Annotated in this window: 22 protein-coding genes; all 22 read left to right on the forward strand. The window is 42.8% G+C overall.

Translation table 11 applies throughout. The features are described 5' to 3' along the window. Window position 1 precedes the first annotated feature (1 nt). The 22 genes from fliR (at window position 2) to rseP (ending at window position 21,105) form a co-directional block, all read left to right on the forward strand. Entirely contained in the window at window positions 2-784 is a 783-nt protein-coding gene (gene fliR / locus H513_RS0105245) for a flagellar biosynthetic protein FliR (protein WP_026799789.1), read from the forward strand. A 1-nt stretch (window position 785) separates the two neighbouring features. Continuing rightward, window positions 786-1,868, forward strand: coding sequence for a flagellar biosynthesis protein FlhB (flhB, locus tag H513_RS0105250; RefSeq protein ID WP_026799790.1), 1,083 nt, complete (start codon window positions 786-788; stop codon window positions 1,866-1,868). Between the two features lie 18 nt (window positions 1,869-1,886). Beyond that, window positions 1,887-3,920 carry a flagellar biosynthesis protein FlhA gene (flhA, locus tag H513_RS0105255; RefSeq protein WP_026799791.1) on the forward strand — a complete coding sequence of 678 codons (2,034 nt, stop codon included), beginning with the start codon at window positions 1,887-1,889 and terminating at the stop codon, window positions 3,918-3,920. Continuing rightward, window positions 3,917-5,041: a flagellar biosynthesis GTPase FlhF gene (flhF, locus tag H513_RS0105260; protein ID WP_026799792.1), complete on the forward strand. Its 1,125-nt coding sequence runs from the start codon at window positions 3,917-3,919 to the stop codon at window positions 5,039-5,041. The genes flhA and flhF overlap by 4 nt, the downstream gene beginning before the upstream one ends. Further along, on the forward strand, window positions 5,034-5,900 hold the full coding sequence (locus tag H513_RS0105265) for a MinD/ParA family protein (RefSeq protein ID WP_026799793.1): 867 nt from the start codon (window positions 5,034-5,036) through the stop codon (window positions 5,898-5,900). Before flhF ends, H513_RS0105265 begins: the two co-directional genes overlap by 8 nt. A 4-nt stretch (window positions 5,901-5,904) precedes the next feature. Then, complete coding sequence (locus H513_RS0105270; protein ID WP_026799794.1) at window positions 5,905-6,972, forward strand: protein-glutamate methylesterase/protein-glutamine glutaminase; 1,068 nt, start codon at window positions 5,905-5,907, stop codon at window positions 6,970-6,972. A gap of 7 nt (window positions 6,973-6,979) precedes the next feature. Further along, a complete protein-coding gene (locus H513_RS0105275) occupies window positions 6,980-9,028 on the forward strand; it encodes a chemotaxis protein CheA (protein ID WP_026799795.1) in 2,049 nt (682 codons plus the stop codon). A 14-nt stretch (window positions 9,029-9,042) separates the two neighbouring features. Next, on the forward strand, window positions 9,043-9,513 hold the full coding sequence (locus H513_RS0105280; RefSeq protein ID WP_026799796.1) for a chemotaxis protein CheW: 471 nt from the start codon (window positions 9,043-9,045) through the stop codon (window positions 9,511-9,513). 5 nt (window positions 9,514-9,518) lie between these two features. Beyond that, a complete protein-coding gene (locus H513_RS0105285; protein ID WP_026799797.1) occupies window positions 9,519-10,142 on the forward strand; it encodes a chemotaxis protein CheC in 624 nt (207 codons plus the stop codon). Next, window positions 10,139-10,639, forward strand: a complete 501-nt coding sequence (locus H513_RS0105290; RefSeq protein WP_026799798.1) for a chemotaxis protein CheD — start codon at window positions 10,139-10,141, stop codon at window positions 10,637-10,639. The genes H513_RS0105285 and H513_RS0105290 overlap by 4 nt, the downstream gene beginning before the upstream one ends. Further along, window positions 10,639-10,959 carry a hypothetical protein gene (locus tag H513_RS0105295; RefSeq protein ID WP_211226509.1) on the forward strand — a complete coding sequence of 107 codons (321 nt, stop codon included), beginning with the start codon at window positions 10,639-10,641 and terminating at the stop codon, window positions 10,957-10,959. The genes H513_RS0105290 and H513_RS0105295 overlap by 1 nt, the downstream gene beginning before the upstream one ends. Window positions 10,960-10,987: 28 nt before the next feature. Next, window positions 10,988-11,761, forward strand: a complete 774-nt coding sequence (locus H513_RS0105300; RefSeq protein ID WP_026799800.1) for a FliA/WhiG family RNA polymerase sigma factor — start codon at window positions 10,988-10,990, stop codon at window positions 11,759-11,761. 26 nt (window positions 11,762-11,787) lie between these two features. Continuing rightward, the gene (locus H513_RS0105305) at window positions 11,788-13,191 is read left to right on the forward strand and encodes a DUF342 domain-containing protein (protein ID WP_036769286.1); all 1,404 of its coding nucleotides are present in this window, start codon (window positions 11,788-11,790) and stop codon (window positions 13,189-13,191) included. Window positions 13,192-13,217: 26 nt separating this feature from the next. After that, window positions 13,218-13,691 (forward strand): DUF6115 domain-containing protein, encoded by a 474-nt coding sequence (locus tag H513_RS0105310; RefSeq protein ID WP_026799802.1) that lies wholly within the window; start codon window positions 13,218-13,220, stop codon window positions 13,689-13,691. 152 nt (window positions 13,692-13,843) lie between these two features. After that, window positions 13,844-14,581 (forward strand): 30S ribosomal protein S2, encoded by a 738-nt coding sequence (gene rpsB, locus H513_RS0105315; RefSeq protein ID WP_026799803.1) that lies wholly within the window; start codon window positions 13,844-13,846, stop codon window positions 14,579-14,581. Window positions 14,582-14,667: 86 nt separating this feature from the next. Continuing rightward, complete coding sequence (gene tsf, locus H513_RS0105320) at window positions 14,668-15,552, forward strand: translation elongation factor Ts (RefSeq protein ID WP_026799804.1); 885 nt, start codon at window positions 14,668-14,670, stop codon at window positions 15,550-15,552. A gap of 84 nt (window positions 15,553-15,636) precedes the next feature. Next, the gene (gene pyrH, locus H513_RS0105325) at window positions 15,637-16,359 is read left to right on the forward strand and encodes a UMP kinase (protein ID WP_026799805.1); all 723 of its coding nucleotides are present in this window, start codon (window positions 15,637-15,639) and stop codon (window positions 16,357-16,359) included. Window position 16,360: 1 nt separating this feature from the next. Beyond that, window positions 16,361-16,915 (forward strand): ribosome recycling factor, encoded by a 555-nt coding sequence (frr, locus tag H513_RS0105330; protein ID WP_026799806.1) that lies wholly within the window; start codon window positions 16,361-16,363, stop codon window positions 16,913-16,915. Window positions 16,916-17,084: 169 nt separating this feature from the next. Next, window positions 17,085-17,849: an isoprenyl transferase gene (locus H513_RS0105335; protein WP_026799807.1), complete on the forward strand. Its 765-nt coding sequence runs from the start codon at window positions 17,085-17,087 to the stop codon at window positions 17,847-17,849. Between the two features lie 15 nt (window positions 17,850-17,864). Further along, window positions 17,865-18,659 (forward strand): phosphatidate cytidylyltransferase, encoded by a 795-nt coding sequence (locus tag H513_RS0105340; protein ID WP_026799808.1) that lies wholly within the window; start codon window positions 17,865-17,867, stop codon window positions 18,657-18,659. Between the two features lie 23 nt (window positions 18,660-18,682). Continuing rightward, on the forward strand, window positions 18,683-19,828 hold the full coding sequence (gene dxr, locus H513_RS0105345; RefSeq protein ID WP_026799809.1) for a 1-deoxy-D-xylulose-5-phosphate reductoisomerase: 1,146 nt from the start codon (window positions 18,683-18,685) through the stop codon (window positions 19,826-19,828). A gap of 23 nt (window positions 19,829-19,851) precedes the next feature. Beyond that, window positions 19,852-21,105, forward strand: a complete 1,254-nt coding sequence (gene rseP / locus H513_RS0105350; protein ID WP_026799810.1) for an RIP metalloprotease RseP — start codon at window positions 19,852-19,854, stop codon at window positions 21,103-21,105. Window positions 21,106-21,129: the final 24 nt, after the last annotated feature.

Here is a 21,129-nt window from a genome sequence, read left to right on the forward strand (position 1 = left end):
TATGTTTTCGTTTATTGCTTTAAATACCTTACCAGCATTCTTACTCATATTTGTCCGTGTGACGGCATTCTTTGTCACGTTGCCTATTTTCTCCTATCGTAATGTGCCAACCCCTCATAAGATTGGATTAAGTTTTTTTCTAGCTTGGATTATGTTCTACACGATTGACCTTCCTCCAATACAACTGAATGGCACCTTCTACATGCTCGTAATTAAAGAGGCGCTTGTTGGTTTGTGTGTTGGTTTCATAGCCTATCTTGTCTTAGCTGCGATTCAGGTAGCAGGTGGATTTATTGATTTTCAAATGGGCTTTGCGGTAGCGAACGTCATTGACCCACGTACAGGTGCACAAAGTCCACTAATCGGACAATATTTAAACACAATTACGTTGCTGTTCCTCCTCGTCGTTGATGCACATCATTTGTTCATTCAAGGAATGTTCTTCAGCTATGAAGCCATACCACTCGACCAAGTCGTTCTGCCGTTTTCGAACGAATCGTTTGCAGAGATGATTATGCGTACATTTACTACAATGTTTGCTATTGCCTTTCAGATGGCCATACCGATAGTCGGGTGCTTGTTTCTAGTTGATGTTGCCTTAGGGATAATTGCAAGAACGGTTCCGCAGTTAAACGTCTTTGTCGTTGGGTTGCCATTGAAGATTTTTGTGAGCTTTGTTGTTCTTATTGTATCGTTTACGTTCTACACCATCCTTGCGAAGAAGCTGTTTGAGACGATGCTTGAAGCGATGTGGACACTCATGCGATTAATGGGAGGAGCTTAATATGAATTGGCTTTCTTTAGACCTGCAATACTTCGCAGGCGAAAAAACAGAAAAAGCGACTCCTAAGAAGCGTGAAGACACGCGTAAAAAGGGGCAGGTTGCAAAGAGTCAAGACATTACCACGTCCTTGCTTATGCTTGCGGTCTTTATACTCTTTATCGCAATTGGAGGGTATCTGAAAGAACGATTTATCGGGATACTTGAACATAGCTTCAATGAGAATATGGGAGTAACCTTAACAGAAGAAAGTACTCACAAGATCTTAGTCGATATGACGGTGATGACAGCAACGACAATCGCCCCAGTGATGGGCATTGCTGTGCTCGCTGGTGTCGCTGCCAATTATATGCAGATTGGTTTTCTCTTCTCTACTGAACCGTTAAAGGTACAGTTAAACAAGCTGAATCCAATTGAAGGGGCGAAGAAGATTTTCTCTGCACGTGCACTGGTGGAGTTATTGAAATCACTGCTAAAGATTGCGCTTGTTGGAACGATTACCTTTACAATTATTTGGATGAGAAGAAGCGATATGATGGAGACCTCCCAAAAAGGCATTGATGCTAGCTTGGCCTTTTTCAGTGAAACGACAATTACGATGGGGATTGCAGCCTCACTTGGACTATTGTTCATTTCAGTCATTGATTATACGTATCAACGGTATGATCATGAGAAGAATATTCGGATGTCGAAGCATGACATTAAAGATGAGTACAAAAATTCTGAGGGAGATCCTCAAATTAAATCAAAGATTAAAGAACGGCAACGACAAATGTCCATGCAGAGGATGATGAGTGAAGTACCAGAAGCGGATGTGGTCATCACGAACCCGACCCACTATGCAATTGCAATTAAATACGATGAGAAGAAAGCAGATGCACCATACGTAGTGGCGAAGGGCGTGGATTACGTTGCCCAGCGAATAAAAGAAGTAGCGAACAATCATGATGTGGTTATGGTAGAGAACCGACCACTCGCAAGAGGACTGTACGATACAGTAGAAATTAACGAAACAATTGATGAACAGTTTTACCAAGCGGTAGCGGAAGTGCTCGCTTACGTATACCGTGTACAGAAAAAAGCTTAACAAATGGGAGAGAAGTGAATGGGATTTAGAGACCTATCTGTCATATTCGGCGTCATTTTAATTATTGTCATGCTTGTCATTCCTCTACCCGGAGTGATTCTAAGTGTGTTCATCCTCATCAACATCTCGTTAGCCTTGTTAGTCATCCTTGTTGCGATGAATACTGAAGAACCACTGCAGTTTTCCATATTTCCCTCCCTAATTCTATTGCTGACGCTATTCAGACTTGGACTGAATGTGTCAACAACAAGGTCAATTCTATCAGAGGCGAACGCTGGTGGAGTCATTGACGCTTTCGGTAACTTCGTTATTGGAGGGAGTCCACTTGTTGGATTTGTAATCTTCGCCATTTTGGTTATCATTCAGTTTCTCGTCATCACGAAAGGCTCTGAACGAGTGTCTGAGGTAGCTGCTCGTTTCACACTTGATGCGATGCCAGGTAAACAAATGAGTATTGATGCAGATTTAAACGCGGGCTTAATAACCGAGCAACAAGCTAAAGAACGAAGAGAAAAAATTGAAAACGAATCGGACTTTCATGGTGCGATGGATGGTGCGAGTAAATTCGTAAAAGGGGATGCCATCGCAGGAATTGTTATTGTACTTATTAACATCATTTTTGGCTTAATTATTGGCATGACCCAAAATGGACTAGGCTTTCAAGAAGCAATTAATACATATATGAGGCTTACAGTTGGTGACGGACTTGTCAGTCAAATTCCAGCCCTGTTGATTTCAACAGCAACAGGTATTGTGGTCACGCGCGTGGTGACTTCTGAGGGGAATTTAAGCAAGGACGTTACGACTCAGCTATTTCGTTATCCGAATATGATGTACATAGCTGGTGCAACCATTTTTCTTCTTGGTTTAACCCCGATTCCGTTCCTTGTTACTACAGCTATAGCGGCAGTATTAATTGGGGGAGGGTATTGGCTTTCTAGAGAAGCTAAAAGACTTGAGGCTCCAGAAGTTGTAGAGGAAGAAGAAGTGGAAAGCTCAGAAATGAAATCACCTGAGAATGTTGTGAATCTAATTAGCACAGACCCAATAGAATTTGAGTTCGGATATGGGTTAATTCCTTTGGCGGATACAAGTCAAGGAGGCGACTTGCTTGACCGAGTTGTGATGATCCGTCGTCAGTTAGCGATTGAGCTAGGCCTAGTCATACCGGTCGTCAGAATTCGAGACAACATTCAGTTAAATCCGAATGAATATCGTCTGAAGATTAAAGGAAATGAAGTGGCACGCGGGGAGCTACTTCTCGATCATTACCTCGCAATGAGCCCTGGTATGGATGATGATTCCATTGAAGGCATTGATACAGAAGAACCTGCCTTTGGCTTGCCAGCTAAATGGATCACTGAAGAGATGAAAGATGAAGCAGAGCTATTCGGCTATACCGTAGTCGACCCGCCTTCTGTCGTGTCTACACATATTACCGAGCTTATCAAGAAGCATGCTTACCAGCTATTAGGTCGTCAGGAAACGAAACAATTGATTGATCACCTTCAAGAAACGCATCCAATTCTAGTCGAAGAAGTCACGCCTGAGCCGCTCTCTGTTGGAGAAGTTCAAAAGATTCTAGCGAAATTATTAAGAGAGAATGTCTCTGTTAAGAATCTTCCCGTCATTTTTGAGACGGTAGCTGATTTTGCGAAGATGACGAACGATACGGAATTGCTAGGCGAATATGCGAGACAAGCGCTCTCGAGTCAAATTACAAACCAATACGTACAAAATGGTTTAGTGAAGGTGATTACACTTGGTGGGAAAGTTGAGAAGACGATTGCTGAGCATGTACAACAAACGGAGCACGGAAGCTTTCTATCGTTAGACCCAGAGTCTCAACAATCAATCGTTCAGTCGATTGGTGAACAAATCGAACAGCTGTCTCTCCGTGAAGAGACTCCAATTGTCCTTTGCTCCCCCGCGATTCGTATGTATGTGAAACAACTGCTTAATCGCTACATGCCACAAGTTGTGGTGCTTTCTTACAATGAGCTTGAGCCTACGGTTGAAGTACAAAGCGTTGGGGTGGTGAACGTCGCATGAAGGTAAAAAAGTTTGAAGCACCAACTATGCCAGAAGCCATGCACAAAGTGCGTAAAGAGTTGGGTGTGAATGCCGTTATCTTAGATTCGAAAGAGCTTTCTTCTAAGGGAGTTCTTGGTCTGTTTAAGAAGAAGAAAATTCAGGTTGTGGCTGCACTTGACCCGGATGAACGTATGAATGAGACGCATTCACCTCCTAACGGTCCTGATTCTGAAGAAAGAAAGCCAATAGACCAAAAGCCAGCACAAGAGCATCGTGTTGTAGATAAAGAACTGACCTCTATGAAAGAACAATTGTCGTCGTTGCAAATGAAGACAACTCAATACCCGACTCTCTTACAACAAGCTAATGACTTCCTAGACAATCAGGAATTTGATGCCACGCTACAAGAAATCATCATGCAACGACTACTAAGGTCTTACTATCAATCGGACTCAACTTGGGAAGAGAAAGACGTTGTGAATATGCTAAAGAAAGTTCTGTCCGACCAATTGAAACATGTTCAATCCCATTCTCCTTACTTTAATCAGAAGTTTGTTCATATTGTTGGTCCAACTGGAGTAGGGAAAACGACAACGATTGCTAAGATGGCTGCTGAGCAGGCATTGAATTATGGAAAACGAGTCGCATTTGTGACGACCGACACGTATCGGATAGCTGCTGTTGACCAATTAAAGACTTACGCCAAGATCTTAAAACTTCCTTTAGAGGTAGCGTATTCACTAGAAGAGTATCAACAGGCAAGACAAAAGTTTAAAGACTATGACCTTGTCTTTGTTGATACAGCTGGTCGGAATTATACGACCGACACCTATGTCAATGAGCTCCACAAGCTTATACAGGTTGATGAGCACTCTGAGGCCTATCTCGTGCTTGCCTTAACGTCTAAGCCAAAGGATATGAAACGGATATATCAACAGTTTTCATCAATTCCATTCCGCCAACTCATCTTTACTAAGAGTGATGAGACAGCTCAGTACGGCTCTATATTTAATATGGTTGCTGCCCATTCCATAGGCGTCGCGTATGTAACAAACGGTCAAGACGTCCCTGATGATTTGGTAGAGGGAGCACCTGAATATATTGTAGGGCTCGTCATGGGAGAGTGGACCTATGCATGACCAAGCGGAGAAGTTAAGAAAGAGGTTAAAGCAGTACGAGCATAATCGACCAGCTCGTGCCCATACGATTGCAGTTGCAAGTGGTAAAGGCGGAGTGGGGAAATCAAATTTCACGCTTAATTTCTCTCTTAAACTATCGGAAATGGGGAAAAGAGTGCTGCTATTTGACCTTGATATCGGGATGGGAAATATAGATATCTTGTTAGGACAGCAGTCAAAACGTACAATCGTACATTTATTTAATGAACATATCCCTCTAACCGATATTATAGAAGAAGGGCCATTAGGACTATCTTATATTGCAGGTGGCTCTGCACTATCAGACATTATGAAACTTGACGGCAGCATGTTACATCAGTTTCTATACGAGTTGCAAGGCTTAATGACGGAGTATGATTATGTATTGTTTGATATGGGGGCAGGTGTTACACAAGAGAGTATGAAATTCATCCTGGCAGCAGATGAGTGTATTATTGTGACAACACCAGAACCAACTTCAATTACAGATGGGTATGCCATGATGAAACATATCACAAGCTTTTCAGAGTTTCCTAAGCTTTCACTCGTTGTGAATCGTGCCCCCTCCATCAAAGGAGGGAAAGAAACGAGTGAACGTCTGAGGCTTGTAGCTGAGCGTTTCTTACATATTCCTTTGCATCCGCTTGGAATCCTTCCTGATGACCAGGCTGTGATGAAAGCTGTTATCAACCAAGTACCCTATATCATCCATGCACCGAAATCTAAAGTGAGTCAAGCAATCGATCAAATAGTCAGAGAGTTTGATAGAGATGAACGTGACGGTCTTCCCCGTGCATCTTTCATCACAAATCTTAAAAAATTATTTTTCGAGAGGTCATAAGCCAATGAAGCCGATACGAGTATTAATTATCGACGATTCCGCATTCATGCGGAAGATGATTGCCAACATCTTAGAAGAAGATTCGCGCATTATCGTGGTCGGTAAAGCGAGAAATGGACAAGACGGATTGAATAAGATTTCAGAATGCAATCCAGATGTCGTTACGATGGATGTTGAAATGCCTGTTATGGATGGTTTAACTGCATTAGAGCGGATTATGAAGGAAGCACCACTGCCTGTAATCATGCTATCTAGCTTGACACATAGTGGAGCAGAGGCAACAGTGCGAGCAATGGAAGCAGGTGCGTTTGACTTTATCCCGAAACCATCGGGCTCTATTTCATTGGATATTGAACAAGTAAAGAACGAGTTAATTCAGAAGGTGCTAGAAGCAGTTCAGGCCAATCTACAAGAGATAAAGAAAGCTCCACCGAAGCCAAAGGTAGTAGAACCTTTCCACCGAGAAGCAGCTGCACCTAAGCGTCCGCAGAAGAAATTAATTGCAATCGGGACTTCAACAGGAGGCCCTAGAGCCTTGCAACAAGTGTTGACTCAACTACCAGAGGACCTGCCTGCACCTGTATTAATCGTACAGCATATGCCGGCTGGGTTTACGAAATCGTTAGCGAACCGTTTGGACGCGATGTGCAACATTCGAGTCAAAGAAGCTGAACAGGGTGAACTTCTTATGAAAGGCACGGCTTACCTTGCTCCAGGGGATTATCATTTGTCAGTTAAACGTGCTGGCATGGCACTTGCTGTTCATCTTGACCAGTCGCCTCCAATGCGAGGGCATCGTCCATCGGTCGATACACTGTTTCGTTCGTTAACGACGATGTCTCACTATGAAATCTTTCCAATTGTCATGACTGGCATGGGAGCAGATGGCGCTCAAGGATTAACTGAACTGTATCAGCAACACCCAGCTATCACGTCTATTGTAGAGCATGAATCCACAGCGGTCGTGTATGGGATGCCAAAGGCATGCTGGAAGACTGGATATGTTGACTATGAAATACCTGTCACAGAAATTAGTCAAAAAGTACGTCAATTGTTAGGGGACAAGGGGTGAATTCATTATGGAAATGAATCAATACTTAGAAGTATTTATCGAAGAAAGTAAAGAACATTTACAAACCGTAAACGATGCACTACTTAAACTTGAGAAAGATCCAACCGACTTAACGATCGTAAGTGAAATCTTTAGATCAGCCCACACGCTTAAAGGCATGGCGGCGACGATGGGGTACCAGGACCTAGCAGACCTTACTCATAAACTTGAAAATGTGTTAGACGCAGTCCGGAATGAGCAAATGAGCGTTCATACAGATATGCTGGATGTCGTCTTTGATTCCATGGATGACCTAGAGTGGATGGTAACGGATATTGCGAGCGGCGGTGAAGGAAAGAAAGATGTCCAACGAATTGTAGAGAAACTAAGACAGATTGAAAATGGTGAATCACCAGAAGAACAGCCTGCTTCTTCTGAGCCAGAAAGCGCCGGTGGGCCTGTTCCAACTGCTGGAGTACAGGTTGACCAGTTCGAGCAAACGGTGCTCAAAGAGTCTATGGATAAGGGATACAACACATACGAAATCACTATCACCCTCGATGAGAACTGCCTGTTAAAAGGCGCGAGGGTGTACATGGTATTTGAGCAACTCGAACAAGTGGGAGAAGTCGTTAAATCCACCCCTACAGTGGACGTGTTGGAAGCAGAAGATTTCGATCTGGAGTTCTCTGTTCTTGTGATTACAGAAGCGGCTTTAGAAGATTTGAAAGAGCGTATTCTTAAAGTCTCAGAAGTTCAATCCGTTGTTATAGAACCATTCAAATTTGAAGAAGAGACGGTTGCAGCTGCAGTAGAAGAAGAGGTTCTAGAAGTAGCTAAGCCTCAGCAAACAGCTCCTGAAGCACCGAAGCAGGCTCCAAAAGCAGAAGAAACACAGAACTCTCAAAAACAGACACAAAATAAGACAATCCGCGTGAATATTGAGCGTTTGGATGTCCTAATGAATTTGTTTGAGGAACTTGTAATCGATAGAGGGCGACTCGAACAAATTTCCTCAGAACTAAACCAGCCGGAACTCCAAGAAACTGTTGAACGAATGTCTCGAATTTCAGGAGATTTGCAAAACATTATATTGAATATGCGTATGGTCCCTGTAGAGCAAGTATTTAACCGATTCCCTCGTATGGTACGACAACTGGCTCGTGACCTTGGCAAAGAAGTGAATCTCTCCGTACACGGGGCAGAAACTGAATTGGACCGAACGGTAATTGATGAAATCGGCGACCCCCTCGTCCACCTTATTCGAAACGCCCTTGACCATGGCTTGGAGACACCTGATGTCCGAAAGGCTAGTGGGAAAGAATCGATGGGTACGATTGAATTGAGAGCCTATCATAGTGGGAACCACGTGTTTATCGAGATTAGCGACGATGGGGCTGGTATTAATCGGGATAAAGTGCTAGATAAAGCACTGTCAAATGGTGTAGTTACGCCTGAGCAAGCCTCAACGCTTACAGACCGCCAAATCTATGAACTCATTATGGCGAGTGGGTTCTCAACAGCTGATAAGATCTCAGATATTAGTGGTAGAGGTGTTGGTCTTGATGTTGTGAAGAACACGATTGAGTCGTTGGGTGGCTCGATTACGATTGATTCCACTTACGGGGAAGGCTCTACGTTCTCTATTCAACTGCCACTCACCCTATCGATCATCTCTGTCATGCTCATTGAAATTGGGCAAGAAAAGTACGCAGTTCCATTGTCCTCAATTATTGAGACGGCCATCATCCAGAAGGAAGATATTATGTATGCGCATAACAAGAAAGTCATCGACTTTCGTGGGAAGGTTGTTCCACTCGTCTTCCTAGAAGATGTACTAGGAACTCCAGAGAGTGAGCGTAAGCATGAGAATCACTATTCCGTTGTCGTCGTACGTAAAGGAGATAAGATGGCGGCGATTGTAGTAGATTCCTTTATTGGTCAACAAGAAGTGGTGCTAAAGACGCTTGGGACTTACTTAACTAATGTACACAGTGTATTCGCCATTTCTGGCGCGACTATTCTTGGCGATGGGCAAGTTGCACTAATTATTGATACAAATGCGCTAATTAAATAGAGGGGGCAATCCGAATGACACAAAGTCAAATGGAAGAAACAAAAGTCATTGTATTTCAGTTGAAGAATGAAGAATATGGAGTACCAGTCAATCAAGTTGGTTCGATTGAACGGGTTCAACACATTACAAGAGTCCCGAATTCACCGGACTTCGTTAAAGGAGTTATTAATCTTAGAGGGATTGTTACGCCAGTTGTTGACCTTCGCACGCGCTTTGGTCTAGAAGAACTTGAACACCAAGAAAACACGAGAATGATTATTGTTCAAATGGATCAGATGCACGTTGGACTTGTTGTGGATGCAGCGAATGACGTAATTGATATCCCACAAGAAGCAATTGAGCCTGCTCCAGAAGTTGTTGGTTCTGTGGAAGCAGATTATATCAAAGGTGTTGCGAAGCTTGAAAAGCGATTACTGATTCTCTTAAACCTTGATAAAGTATTTTCTAATGCTGAAGTGAAGCAGTTACAGTCTGTAGAGGGGTAACGCCTATGTCAATTAAGCATTTAAAAGCACACCATATAGATGTGTTGAAAGAAATAGGGAATATTGGGGCGGGGCATGCAGCCACGTCCCTCTCTAAATTCGTAAATAAACAAATACATATCGAAGTCCCTTCTGTTAAGTTTATGGAAATAAATGAAATGATGGAATCATTAGGTGGTGCAGACACACCAATGGCTGCTTGTTTCCTTCGTATTGATGAAGATTTAAAGGGAGCCCTCTTCTTTTTACTGCCGGTTCATAAAGCGAATGATTTAATCCAACGGTTAACGAGTAGCTCCGCTGATTTAACCCAGTCCACTCCAGATTCCATTGCTGTATCTGCATTCCAGGAAGTGGGGAATATTGTAGCTGGTTCATACTTGTCTGCTTTAGGAGATTTCACTGGACTACACATTCATCCTTCCGTACCAGGCGTGACAGTAGACATGATTGGAGCCATTCTTACCGCGGGTCTTGTAGAACTCTCGGAAGAATCTGATTATGCGATTGTTATTGACACAGTAGTCTATGAAGCTAGTGATGAGCTCCCGGTTGATGGACACTTTTTTGTGATGCCGGACCCTGGTTCATATGAGTCTTTATTCCGGTCGTTAGGTATACAAGTATGAAACAATCGTATAAAAATGTGATAAAAGTCGGGATTGCTGACCTCCAATTTGTGGAATCGCCTAATACAATCCGAACGTCTGGTCTTGGCTCATGTGTCGGGATTATTCTCTTTGATGAACGATTAAAGCTCGGCGGCATGGCGCACATCATGCTGCCAGATTCAAAAGCGAACCGTGCTAAGCCTTGTAATCGAGCAAAGTATGCAGATACAGCCATTGACGATTTGTTTCATAAACTTCTAGAGAAGAAAGCGGCAACGTACAGACTTAAAGCCAAGATTGCTGGTGGGGCGCAGATGTTTGCCTACGCATCAAGTAGTGACGTGATGAGGATTGGTGAACGAAACATCGAAGCTGTGAAAGAGAAGCTTTCGCAGTTGAAAATTCCAATCGTAGCAGAAGATACGGGTGGAAATAGTGGAAGAACAATTGAATTTGACCCTGAGGATGCATCCTTGATGATTCGAACTGTCAACAAAGGGGTGATCACTATATGATGGCTGGGTCAATGAAATGGAACCTGTGGAGTGCGACTGGGTTAGGGTTGCTGGCATTTGGTTTGGCGATTCAGTCTAATACGATGCCCACCACGTTCATTCGAACGGGCATCATTTTTACATTGGTCTACATTGTTGTCTTCGGATTTCGATGGTTAGTCAAACAAGCCATTATCGAAGGACCACCATCTTTAAAGAATGTAGACGAAGCACATGAGACGAACAAAACGACGGATGTAAAGGATGACCCCATGCAGAATGTGTCCATTGAGGAAACATCTGAAATGGTGAAACAATTGTTAAGAGAAGACGATAACTAGTTCATACATACTATAAAGGAGGGTACCGATGTCAGAACATTCACATGCAGCAGAACTTCAACTTTGGAAAAGGTGGCTAGATCAGGAAGATTTTGATGCAGCTAACGAACTCGTACAAAAATATATGTATCTTGTCCACTATCATATGCAGAGGATCTCTGTACATCTGCCCCAGAATGTAAGCAAAGAAGATATTAAAAGCTTAGGGCTTGTTGGACTATATGATGCATTAAAGAAGTTTGATTTAAATCGGGATTTGAAATTTGATACGTATGCATCGTTTCGCATTCGTGGAGCCATCATGGATGGTCTCCGTAAAGAAGACTGGCTACCTCGCTCTGTACGAGACAAATCGAAAAAGGTGGAACAAACTGCTGAACAGCTTGAGCAGACTTTACGAAGAGCACCGACCTCTGAAGAGATTGCTCATGAATTAGGTATGGAGCCTCATGAAGTGGAAACGGCCATTAAAGATTCTTTATTCGCAAATGTTCTTTCCATAGAAGAAAAAGCTAAAGACCAATCCGAAGATCATAAAGAGGGGATTGGCTATTCCATTCCGGATTCATATATCCCTACTCCTCTGAGTCAGCTTGAACAACAAGAAAACTACGAAGAGTTGGAAGCTGGCATCAAGCAATTGAACGAAAAAGAACAATTGGTTATTAGTTTGTTCTATAATGAAGAACTGACGTTAACGGAAATAGGGCACATCTTAGGGCTAACAACGTCTAGAATTTCACAAATTCATTCCAGAGCTTTGTTTAAGTTGCGAAACATCTTATCAACGCTCTCTGGATAGGATTCAGGTGAGAGGGGGATTGAACTATGGAAGAACAAGCAGTCGAAAAGGGGGATTTACATCAGTATTTTAAGATAGAGGTAGATTCTTCAAGAATTTACGCTTCCCTTTCTATGCGAAAGCCACTGACGACTGAACTACAGTGGAAATGGTCACAAGAAGAGGTTACAGAATTTCTTGAAGCGAACCATATCGTATATGGAATGATTGAAGAATCTCTTGAGCGATTAAGGAATGGAACTCTATCAGAAGAGGATTTCCCGTTGGACCTTGCGAAAGGCCAAGAGCCCATGCATGGTGAACATGGTTCTGTAACGTACCATATCCAGTCTGATGAGCCGATTTCATATGAAGAGGGGGAACCGATGGATTTCCGTGAGGTAATGCGGATCCCCTCTTTAAATAAAGGCGACAAAATCTTAACAATCAAACCTCCTACTGATGGAGAACCTGGTGTGAATGTGCACAATGTTGTCATACCTGCTGTTCCAGGGAAACTAGTTAAACTACAGCCTGGGAAAAATGTTCGGTTGGATGATGTGAACCACTCGATGTATGCCACAGAAGACGGACAAGTTAGTGTGGGACCCCGTCTTGTGCAAGTACATAACGTTTATCAAGTGGATGAGGACATCAGTATGAAAGTCGGTAATTTGGACTTTGTTGGTACCATCGTGATTAAAGGTAATGTGCCAACTGGCTATACGATTAAAGCCGGTGGGGACATTCATGTCAATGGACTTGTAGAAGGCGCAACCCTGATTGCAGAAGGGTCGATTTATATCTCTGAAGGGGTTGCCGCTACTGGTAAAGGCGGCGTATATGCGAAGGGTGATGTACACTCAGGGTACATTAATCAAGGATATGTAGAGGCAGATCACAATATCTTCGTTGAGAAAGCGATTATACATAGTGAATGTATAGCAAGTGAAAATGTCCATTGCACATACGGCAACATTTTCGGGGGTTCGGTTTCAGCTGGAAAGAAAGTCGAGTCGAAAGATGTGGGGAACAAAATGAACACCCACACCGAAATTTTCTTTGGAACAAATAAGAAAGTAGTAGAGCGTGAACTCTATTTGTCTTCGAAAAAGGCAGAGCTTGAAGACATGATTGTTAAACTACGAAAGTTAGGCGATGCGCTACAGTTAAAAGAAAAACAAACAGGTGCATTGATCGGTAAAGACCGGATTACAAAGCTTCGGCAGAAAAGTTCTCTACATAATAGCGAGCAGCTGCTTGAAAAGGTAACCGAAGAATGGGAAGAGTTGCAACAAGCGTTTGGGGACATGGCACAATCCATGCTTGAGACATCCGGAGTTCTACATGGCCAAGTCACCATTGCTTTCGGGAAATACAAGCGGACTACAACCCATTCCATCTCACACGCGACCGTCAGGATGGAAGACGGAGAAATTCATATTGATTAACCGACTGGTAAAGAAGGAGACATACGATGATCGGATTTTTTGTCGTCGTTAGCATTATCGTGCACGCCATTACGCTCTTGTCGTTAGTTGTGCTATCGTTACGTGTATCGAAAACGAAAGAGCTTGAACTTCGACAAGAGCAAGTGGCTAGACAAGTAGAAGAAACGATGAGTGCCTATCTACTAGATTTGAAAGAGGAAAATGAACGTCTATTGAATATGTTGAGTGGAAATGGCTACAATGATAACGCCAGTGGAGATACTTCTTCATCAAATAAGGGAGTAGACCTTCAAGTGAATGACTCTAACAAAGAGGTTGTAGAAGCATATTCTCCGCCAATTCCGCAACCAGCAGAAGATGTGGATACATACATCCCTTCACAAGATTCACAAGTATTGGCGCTTGCTTCTGAAGGGTATTCAGTGGAAGAAATCGCAAGAACATTGAACAAAGGAAAAGTAGAAGTAGAGTTAATCTTGAAATTTCAACAACGAAAATAGCAATACACCTTGCGAATGATATAACCGTATGGTATAGTAACTTCTGGTGTTAATACACACGCTTGTCGATTCGTGCAGATGGTGCTCTGGTTGAGTTGCTGCTCGAAGATGACATAAGCGGAGGAAAATCAACCATTAGGAGGAAACAAATCATGTCTGTAATTTCTATGAAACAGCTTCTTGAGGCTGGTGTACATTTCGGTCACCAAACTCGTCGCTGGAACCCAAAAATGAAGAAATATATCTTCACAGAGCGTAACGGAATCTACATCATTGACCTACAAAAAACGGTTAAGAAAGTAGACGAAGCGTTCAACTACGTTAAAGAGGTTGCTGCTAACGGTGGTAACATCCTATTCGTAGGTACGAAAAAACAAGCACAAGAGTCTGTTAAAGAAGAGGCTACTCGTGCAGGCCAATACTACATCAACCAACGTTGGTTGGGTGGTACGCTTACTAACTTTGACACAATCCGTAAACGTATCAACCGTCTAAAAGACATCGAGCGTATGGAAGAAGACGGTACGTTTGACGTGCTTCCTAAAAAAGAGGTCGTTGAAATCCGTAAAGAACAAGATCGTCTTGAGAAGTTCCTAGGCGGTATTAAAGAAATGAACAGCATCCCTGATGTTATGTTCATCATTGACCCTCGTAAAGAGCGTATCGCTGTTGCGGAAGCTAAGAAGTTGAACATTCCAATCGTAGGTATCGTTGATACGAACTGCGACCCAGATGAAATCGACTATGTAATCCCAGCAAACGACGACGCTATTCGCGCTGTCAAGCTTCTAACTGCTAAAATGGCAGACGCTGTACTTGAAGCGAAACAAGGCGAAGCTACTGAAGATGTAGCTGAAGAAGCAGCGGAAGCTGAATCAGTAGAAGAGTAAGAATGTATGAAAGGTGATAAGAGGTAAAGCCTTTTATCACCTTTTTTTACAATACGAGGCACATATACTAAAGGAGGCATTTACTTATGGCTGTAACAGCTAAGATGGTAAAAGAACTACGTGAAAAAACTGGCGCAGGTATGATGGATTGTAAAAAGGCGCTAACCGAAACTGATGGTGACATGGACAAAGCGATCGACTGGCTTCGTGAGAAAGGAATCTCTAAAGCTCAGAAGAAAGCAGACCGTATTGCTGCTGAAGGTTTAACTCATATTGCAACAGAAGGTAACAAAGCAGTTATTCTTGAAGTGAACTCTGAAACAGACTTTGTTGCGAAGAACGAAGAGTTCAAAAACCTTCTAAACGAATTAGGTCAACACCTTGTGAAACAAACTCCTGCTACTGTAGAAGAAGCGCTTGAGCAGCCTCTACACGGTGAAGGTCAAACGTTAAACGACTACATCACAGCAGCAATTGCTAAAATTGGTGAGAAACTTTCTCTACGTCGTTTCGAAATCGTTGAGAAGACTGACAACGATGCATTCGGTGCTTACCTACACATGGGTGGCCGCATTGGCGTACTTTCTCTTCTTGAAGGAACTACAGAAGAAGCTGTTGCGAAAGATATCGCAATGCACGCTGCCGCTGTTAGCCCACGCTACGTAAACCGTGATGAGGTTCCTGAAGAAGAAGTAAACCAAGAGCGCGAAGTTCTTAAGAAAGAAGCACTTGCAGAAGGTAAGCCTGAGAACATCGTTGAGAAAATGGTTGAAGGTCGTCTGAACAAATTCTTCGAAGGCATTGTTCTTACAGAGCAAGCATTTGTTAAAGACCCAGACCAAAAAGTTAAGAAGTACGTTGGCGACAACGGTGCTTCCATTAAGTCATTCATTCGTTACGAAGTAGGCGAAGGCATGGAGAAACGTGAAGAAAACTTTGCTGAAGAAGTAATGAACCAAGTGAACAAATAAATTGGACTGAAGAGATAGGGGACACACTGTGTTCCCTATTTTCAAAAGTCTACATATAATGACTACGATTTTTTGGAGGTTACTATGACAACAACTCGCTACCGTCGTGTTTTGCTTAAAATAAGTGGAGAAGCCTTGAGTGGTTCCCAAGGATTCGGTCTAGAGCCGCCAATTGTTCAAACAGTGGCTAGACAAGTAAAGGAAATATCAGAACTTGGTGTCGAAGTTGCCGTCGTAGTAGGCGGTGGAAACTATTGGCGTGGTAAAGTAGGTAGTGAAGTAGGCATGGACCGTGCGACTGCTGATTACATGGGGATGCTTGCAACGGTTATGAACTCCTTAGCCATGCAAGACAGCCTTGAGAATATCGGGATTCCAACGCGCGTGCAAACTTCCATTGAAATGCGTCAAGTTGCAGAGCCGTACATTCGCCGCAAAGCAATACGTCATTTAGAAAAGAAACGTGTGGTTATTTTTGCTGCTGGTACAGGGAATCCGTACTTCTCTACGGATACAACTGCTGCATTGCGCGCAGCTGAAATTGAAGCAGACGTTATTTTAATGGCTAAAAACAATGTTGATGGTGTATACAACGACGATCCGAAGCAGAATAAAGACGCTGTTAAATATGAAGAGCTGTCCTACCTTGACTTATTAAATGAAGGTCTTGGAGTTATGGATTCCACTGCATCAACATTATGTATGGACAACGATATCCCACTTCTAGTATTCTCGATTACGGAAGAAGGAAATATCAAAAAAGCCGTTCTAGGCGAAAATATTGGAACGATAGTGAGGGGAAAATAATATGTCAGATTTAACACAACAAATGACAGAAGATATGAAACAATCCGTGCAATCATTCTCTCGTACGCTTGCTACAGTACGAGCAGGTCGTGCCAACCCAGCCATTCTTGACCCAGTTAAAGTGGACTATTACGGTATGGCAACGCCTTTAAATCAATTGGCAAGTATTTCAACACCTGAAGCGCGCCTTCTTGTCATTACACCATTTGATAAATCCGCAATCAACGAAATTGAAAAGGCAATCCAAAAAGCTGATCTAGGCCTTTCACCTTCAAGTGATGGTACAGTAGTTCGCATCAACATTCCAGCACTAAACGAAGAGCGCCGTAAAGACCTTGTGAAATTGACTAAGAAATATGCAGAAGAAGCAAAGGTCCAAATCCGTAACATTCGTCGTGATACAAATGACGCTCTTAAGAAGCAAGAGAAAGATGGCGACATCACTGAAGACGATCTACGTAACCTTCAAGATGACGTTCAAAAAGCAACCGATAAGCATATCGCTGACATCGATGAGCTTGCGAAGAACAAAGAGCAAGAAATCATGGAAGTTTAATTCATTTGCCTGTACAATGAATAAAGATGACCCTCTTTTCATAAGGGGGTTTTTTAACATTTTGGCTTCTGTCAGGATGAAGAAGAGTCTTTTTGTTTCGACAGGGAGAGTCTTCTACACAACTTGGAACGAAATTTGAAATCCCCCAGTGATTAACGGAGGAATATGTATGTCCTTTAAACTTCCTTTTACAAAGAAGACAACGAATGAACAGGTAAGCTATGATTTAGATCCAACCAATCTACCGAAGCATGTAGCCGTGATTATGGATGGAAACGGTCGTTGGGCGAAGAAAAGAGGCCTCCCTCGTATTGCAGGTCATAAAGAGGGAATGAATGTAGTAAAGAAAGTTGTCAACCATGCCTCCCAGTTAAACATCGAAGCCCTTACCCTCTATGCCTTCTCAACAGAGAACTGGAAGCGACCGAAGCCAGAGGTTGAATTCATCATGAAACTGCCTGTCGAATTTTTAGGTACATATTTACCTGAACTTATTGAGAATAATGTACGTGTGCAAACCATTGGGAATGTTTCCTCCTTACCTGAGCACACACAACGTTCTGTGCGCTCAGCTATTGAGCAGACGAAACAAAACACAGGCCTCATTCTTAACTTTGCTTTAAACTATGGAAGCCGTGGAGAAATGGTGGATGCTATGCAAGCTATTGCAGCTGAAGTTAAACAAGGTACCATTTCACCGGAGCAAATTGATGAAGACCTGATTGGGTCTCATTTATATACGAGTAACTTGCCTGATCCGGATTTACTCATTCGGACGAGCGGTGAAATACGTTTAAGCAATTATATGTTATGGCAATTGGCCTACTCTGAGTTTTGGTTTACAGACGTGCTGTGGCCAGATTTCAGTGAGGAACTATTCGAAAAAGCCCTCTACGACTACCAACAAAGGAAACGTCGATACGGAGGGGTATAAGGTGTTGACAGAAACATGAAACAACGAGTTGTAACAGCTATAATATTTGGTTTATTGCTCATCCCGATTATTTTCTTCGGGGAGTTGCCTTTTGAAATCCTCGTCTACGGGATTGCAACGATTGGGCTAATCGAGTTGTTGCGTATGCGCAAGATTCACCCTGCTTCATTCCCAGGCATCGTGACAATTTTATTATTGTGGGCACTACTAGTCCCAACACAGCCTTTAGTCATCTTTGACTTTATTGAGATGTCTAAATCGGAAGCCATACTATTGGCTGTCTTTATCTTGTTGGCATATACCGTACTTGTGAAAAATAAATTTACTTTTGATGAGGTAGGTTTTCTTATCTTATCTGCCATTTATGTAGGGATGGGCTTTTATTATCTTATCTTAACTAGAGATGCGGATAATGGAAGAAGCTTTGTCTTCTTTACTCTATTCCTCATTTGGGCAACCGATACAGGAGCGTATCTATTTGGACGTGCATTCGGTAAGCGGAAGCTTTGGCCGAAGATTAGTCCAAAGAAAACCATTGAAGGCTCACTAGGCGGCGTTCTCATGGCTATTGCGGTGGGTATTGTGTTTCAAATGATTATTCCATTTGATGCGTCTATGGTCTTCATTATAATCGTAGCTATTATTATATCTGTATTTGGTCAAATTGGTGACTTAGTAGAGTCAGCATATAAACGACACTATTCAGTTAAAGATTCTGGCAAGCTGTTGCCAGGTCATGGGGGCGTATTAGACCGTTTCGACAGTCTGATTTTTGTGCTGCCTATTCTACATTTCATACATTTTATCTAAGAGACGTTAGGGGAGTTGCGTAAGTGAAACAAATCGCTTTATTGGGCGCTACTGGGTCAATCGGCATACAGACGCTAGACGTCATAAGAGAACATCGTGATCAGTTTTCGCTGTATGCGATGGCGTTTGGCAAAAACGTAGAAAAGGCTTTGCCGCTCATACAAGAATTTAAACCCCAATTAATTGTGGTACAAGATTTCGACACGAAGCGTAAAATTCAGCACGGAGTAGGGGATGCGAAAGTACTCATCGGGACAGAAGGCATGGTGGAGGCTTCTGTTCAAGAAGAAGTAGACGTTGTCTTAAATGCAGTCATGGGTAGTGTAGGTCTTTCTGCAACGCTCGCTGCTATTCGTGCAAAGAAACAGATTGCGATTGCCAATAAAGAAACGCTCGTTACAGCTGGCCATTTGGTCATGGCTGAAGCGAAGAAATATGGCGTAGATTTGCTTCCTGTAGACAGTGAGCACTCCGCAATCTTCCAAAGCCTAAATGGCGAACGTAAGGAAGATGCGACGCGTCTTATCTTAACTGCATCTGGTGGAAGCTTTCGAGACTATAGCCGTGATGATTTGAAGAATGTGACCGTTGAAGATGCTCTCAATCATCCAAACTGGAGTATGGGATCTAAGATTACAATCGATTCTGCTACGATGATGAACAAGGGGCTTGAAGTCATTGAAGCCCATTGGCTTTTTGATATGCCCTATGAGAAGATAGATGTAATCATGCATAAAGAAAGTGTGATTCACTCTTTAGTTGAATATACTGATAAGAGTGTAATTGCTCAGCTTGGAACGCCCGACATGAAAGTACCAATTCAATATGCCTTAACGTACCCTAATCGGCTTGAATTAGCGAATACGAAATCACTAGACTTAGTGGAAATTGGGAAGCTACATTTTAGTGAAATGAGCTTTGAGCGATTCCCAGCTTTAAAGATGGCTTATGAGGCTGGCCGTGTCGGTGGTACGATGACCACTGTCTTGAATGCTGCAAATGAACAAGCCGTTGACCTGTTCTTACACGGTCACATCCCTTTTCTAACAATCGAACACTACATTGAGCGGGCGTTGGAGGAACATACGTTAATAGAGACGCCTAGCTTAGAAGAGATTCAACAGATTGATTACGAGACTCGGGTACGGGTGCAGCAGTACGTAAAATAAAAGGGTAGGTGTTGACAATGGAAATGGGTACCATCCTTGCATTTGTCTTTATGTTTAGTTTGCTCGTATTTATACACGAGCTTGGTCACCTGATTTTCGCGAAGCGAGCAGGCATGCTTGCGCGTGAATTTGCAATTGGATTTGGACCTAAAATCTTTAATTATCGTAAGAACGAGACGCTCTATACAGTACGTTTGCTTCCATTAGGAGGTTACGTGCGTGTGGCAGGAGATGACCCGGAAATTGTTGAAATTAAGCCTGGACATCATGTCGGCTTAGAGTTTAATGAGGACGGCAAAGTTGCCAAGATTGTCATGAACAATAAGACGAAGCATCCGAATGCACGTGTCATTGAAGTAGAGCGTGCCGATTTAGACCATGAACTCGTTATTCGCGGCTTTGAGCCAGGTGAAGAGGAGCGATTGACATTCTCGGTAGACCCGAAAGCGGATTTCGTGATGGATGGTACAGAAACGCAAATAGCGCCTTTCGACCGCCAGTTCGGTTCTAAATCGGTCCCGCAACGAGCGATGCAATTATTTGCAGGTCCTATGATGAACTTCTTGCTCGCTATTGTCATCTTCATCATCATTGGTTTCACTCAAGGAATTCCTGTAGATGAAGCCAAGCTTGGATCAGTCAATGAAGGTTCTCCAGCTGCATCCGCAGGACTTCAAGAAGGGGACGAAATTATCCAAGTAGGGGAGGAGCCCGTTGATACATGGGGCGAATTCACTGAAGTAATTCGTGCGAATCCAAATGAAGAATTGGGATTAAGAATCAAGCGTGATGGAAGTACCATTGACTCTGCAGTAACTCCTGCTGAAGTAACCCAACAAGGCCAAACGATTGGACAGATTGGTGTTATGCAAGCAACAGAAGTGACCATTGGTGGTACATTTAAATATAGTTTGACACAAACATATGAATACGGAACGCTGATCCTAACAAGTGTTGGGAAACTAATTACGGGTCAATTCTCAATCGACCAATTATCTGGTCCAGTGGGCATATACAATGCAACTGACCAAGTCATTCAAAACAGCTGGTCGAATTATTTGCCATTCGTTGCTTTTGTAAGCATCAACTTAGGCATCATGAACCTCCTACCGCTCCCGGCTTTAGACGGAGGACGATTGTTGTTCGTGGGAATTGAAGCTGTAAGAGGGAAGCCGATTGATCCTCAGAAAGAGGGCGTCGTGCATTTTATTGGCTTCGCGTTGCTATTTTTACTTATGATTATGGTGACGTGGAATGATATTCAACGATTATTTTAATTGAAATTTTTATAGAGAAAATTG

The organism is Pontibacillus halophilus JSM 076056 = DSM 19796 (assembly GCF_000425205.1).
In the GTDB taxonomy this organism is placed as follows: domain Bacteria; phylum Bacillota; class Bacilli; order Bacillales; family BH030062; genus Pontibacillus_A; species Pontibacillus_A halophilus.

Excerpts from the sequence above, each read along its gene's own strand:
- H513_RS0105335 (WP_026799807.1), top strand. The coding sequence starts at position 17,085 with ATGTCCTTTAAACTTCCTTTTACAAAGAAGACAACGAATGAACAGGTA.
- rseP (WP_026799810.1), top strand. The coding sequence starts at position 19,852 with ATGGGTACCATCCTTGCATTTGTCTTTATGTTTAGTTTGCTCGTATTT.
- H513_RS0105280 (WP_026799796.1), top strand. The coding sequence starts at position 9,043 with ATGACACAAAGTCAAATGGAAGAAACAAAAGTCATTGTATTTCAGTTG.
- H513_RS0105305 (WP_036769286.1), top strand. The coding sequence starts at position 11,788 with ATGGAAGAACAAGCAGTCGAAAAGGGGGATTTACATCAGTATTTTAAG.
- fliR (WP_026799789.1), top strand. The coding sequence starts at position 2 with ATGTTTTCGTTTATTGCTTTAAATACCTTACCAGCATTCTTACTCATA.
- flhB (WP_026799790.1), top strand. The coding sequence starts at position 786 with ATGAATTGGCTTTCTTTAGACCTGCAATACTTCGCAGGCGAAAAAACA.
- H513_RS0105310 (WP_026799802.1), top strand. The coding sequence starts at position 13,218 with ATGATCGGATTTTTTGTCGTCGTTAGCATTATCGTGCACGCCATTACG.
- H513_RS0105340 (WP_026799808.1), top strand. The coding sequence starts at position 17,865 with ATGAAACAACGAGTTGTAACAGCTATAATATTTGGTTTATTGCTCATC.
- H513_RS0105270 (WP_026799794.1), top strand. The coding sequence starts at position 5,905 with ATGAAGCCGATACGAGTATTAATTATCGACGATTCCGCATTCATGCGG.
- H513_RS0105275 (WP_026799795.1), top strand. The coding sequence starts at position 6,980 with ATGGAAATGAATCAATACTTAGAAGTATTTATCGAAGAAAGTAAAGAA.
- pyrH (WP_026799805.1), top strand. The coding sequence starts at position 15,637 with ATGACAACAACTCGCTACCGTCGTGTTTTGCTTAAAATAAGTGGAGAA.
- H513_RS0105295 (WP_211226509.1), top strand. The coding sequence starts at position 10,639 with ATGGCTGGGTCAATGAAATGGAACCTGTGGAGTGCGACTGGGTTAGGG.
- H513_RS0105265 (WP_026799793.1), top strand. The coding sequence starts at position 5,034 with ATGCATGACCAAGCGGAGAAGTTAAGAAAGAGGTTAAAGCAGTACGAG.
- tsf (WP_026799804.1), top strand. The coding sequence starts at position 14,668 with ATGGCTGTAACAGCTAAGATGGTAAAAGAACTACGTGAAAAAACTGGC.
- flhF (WP_026799792.1), top strand. The coding sequence starts at position 3,917 with ATGAAGGTAAAAAAGTTTGAAGCACCAACTATGCCAGAAGCCATGCAC.
- H513_RS0105285 (WP_026799797.1), top strand. The coding sequence starts at position 9,519 with ATGTCAATTAAGCATTTAAAAGCACACCATATAGATGTGTTGAAAGAA.
- H513_RS0105290 (WP_026799798.1), top strand. The coding sequence starts at position 10,139 with ATGAAACAATCGTATAAAAATGTGATAAAAGTCGGGATTGCTGACCTC.
- H513_RS0105300 (WP_026799800.1), top strand. The coding sequence starts at position 10,988 with ATGTCAGAACATTCACATGCAGCAGAACTTCAACTTTGGAAAAGGTGG.
- flhA (WP_026799791.1), top strand. The coding sequence starts at position 1,887 with ATGGGATTTAGAGACCTATCTGTCATATTCGGCGTCATTTTAATTATT.
- rpsB (WP_026799803.1), top strand. The coding sequence starts at position 13,844 with ATGTCTGTAATTTCTATGAAACAGCTTCTTGAGGCTGGTGTACATTTC.
- frr (WP_026799806.1), top strand. The coding sequence starts at position 16,361 with ATGTCAGATTTAACACAACAAATGACAGAAGATATGAAACAATCCGTG.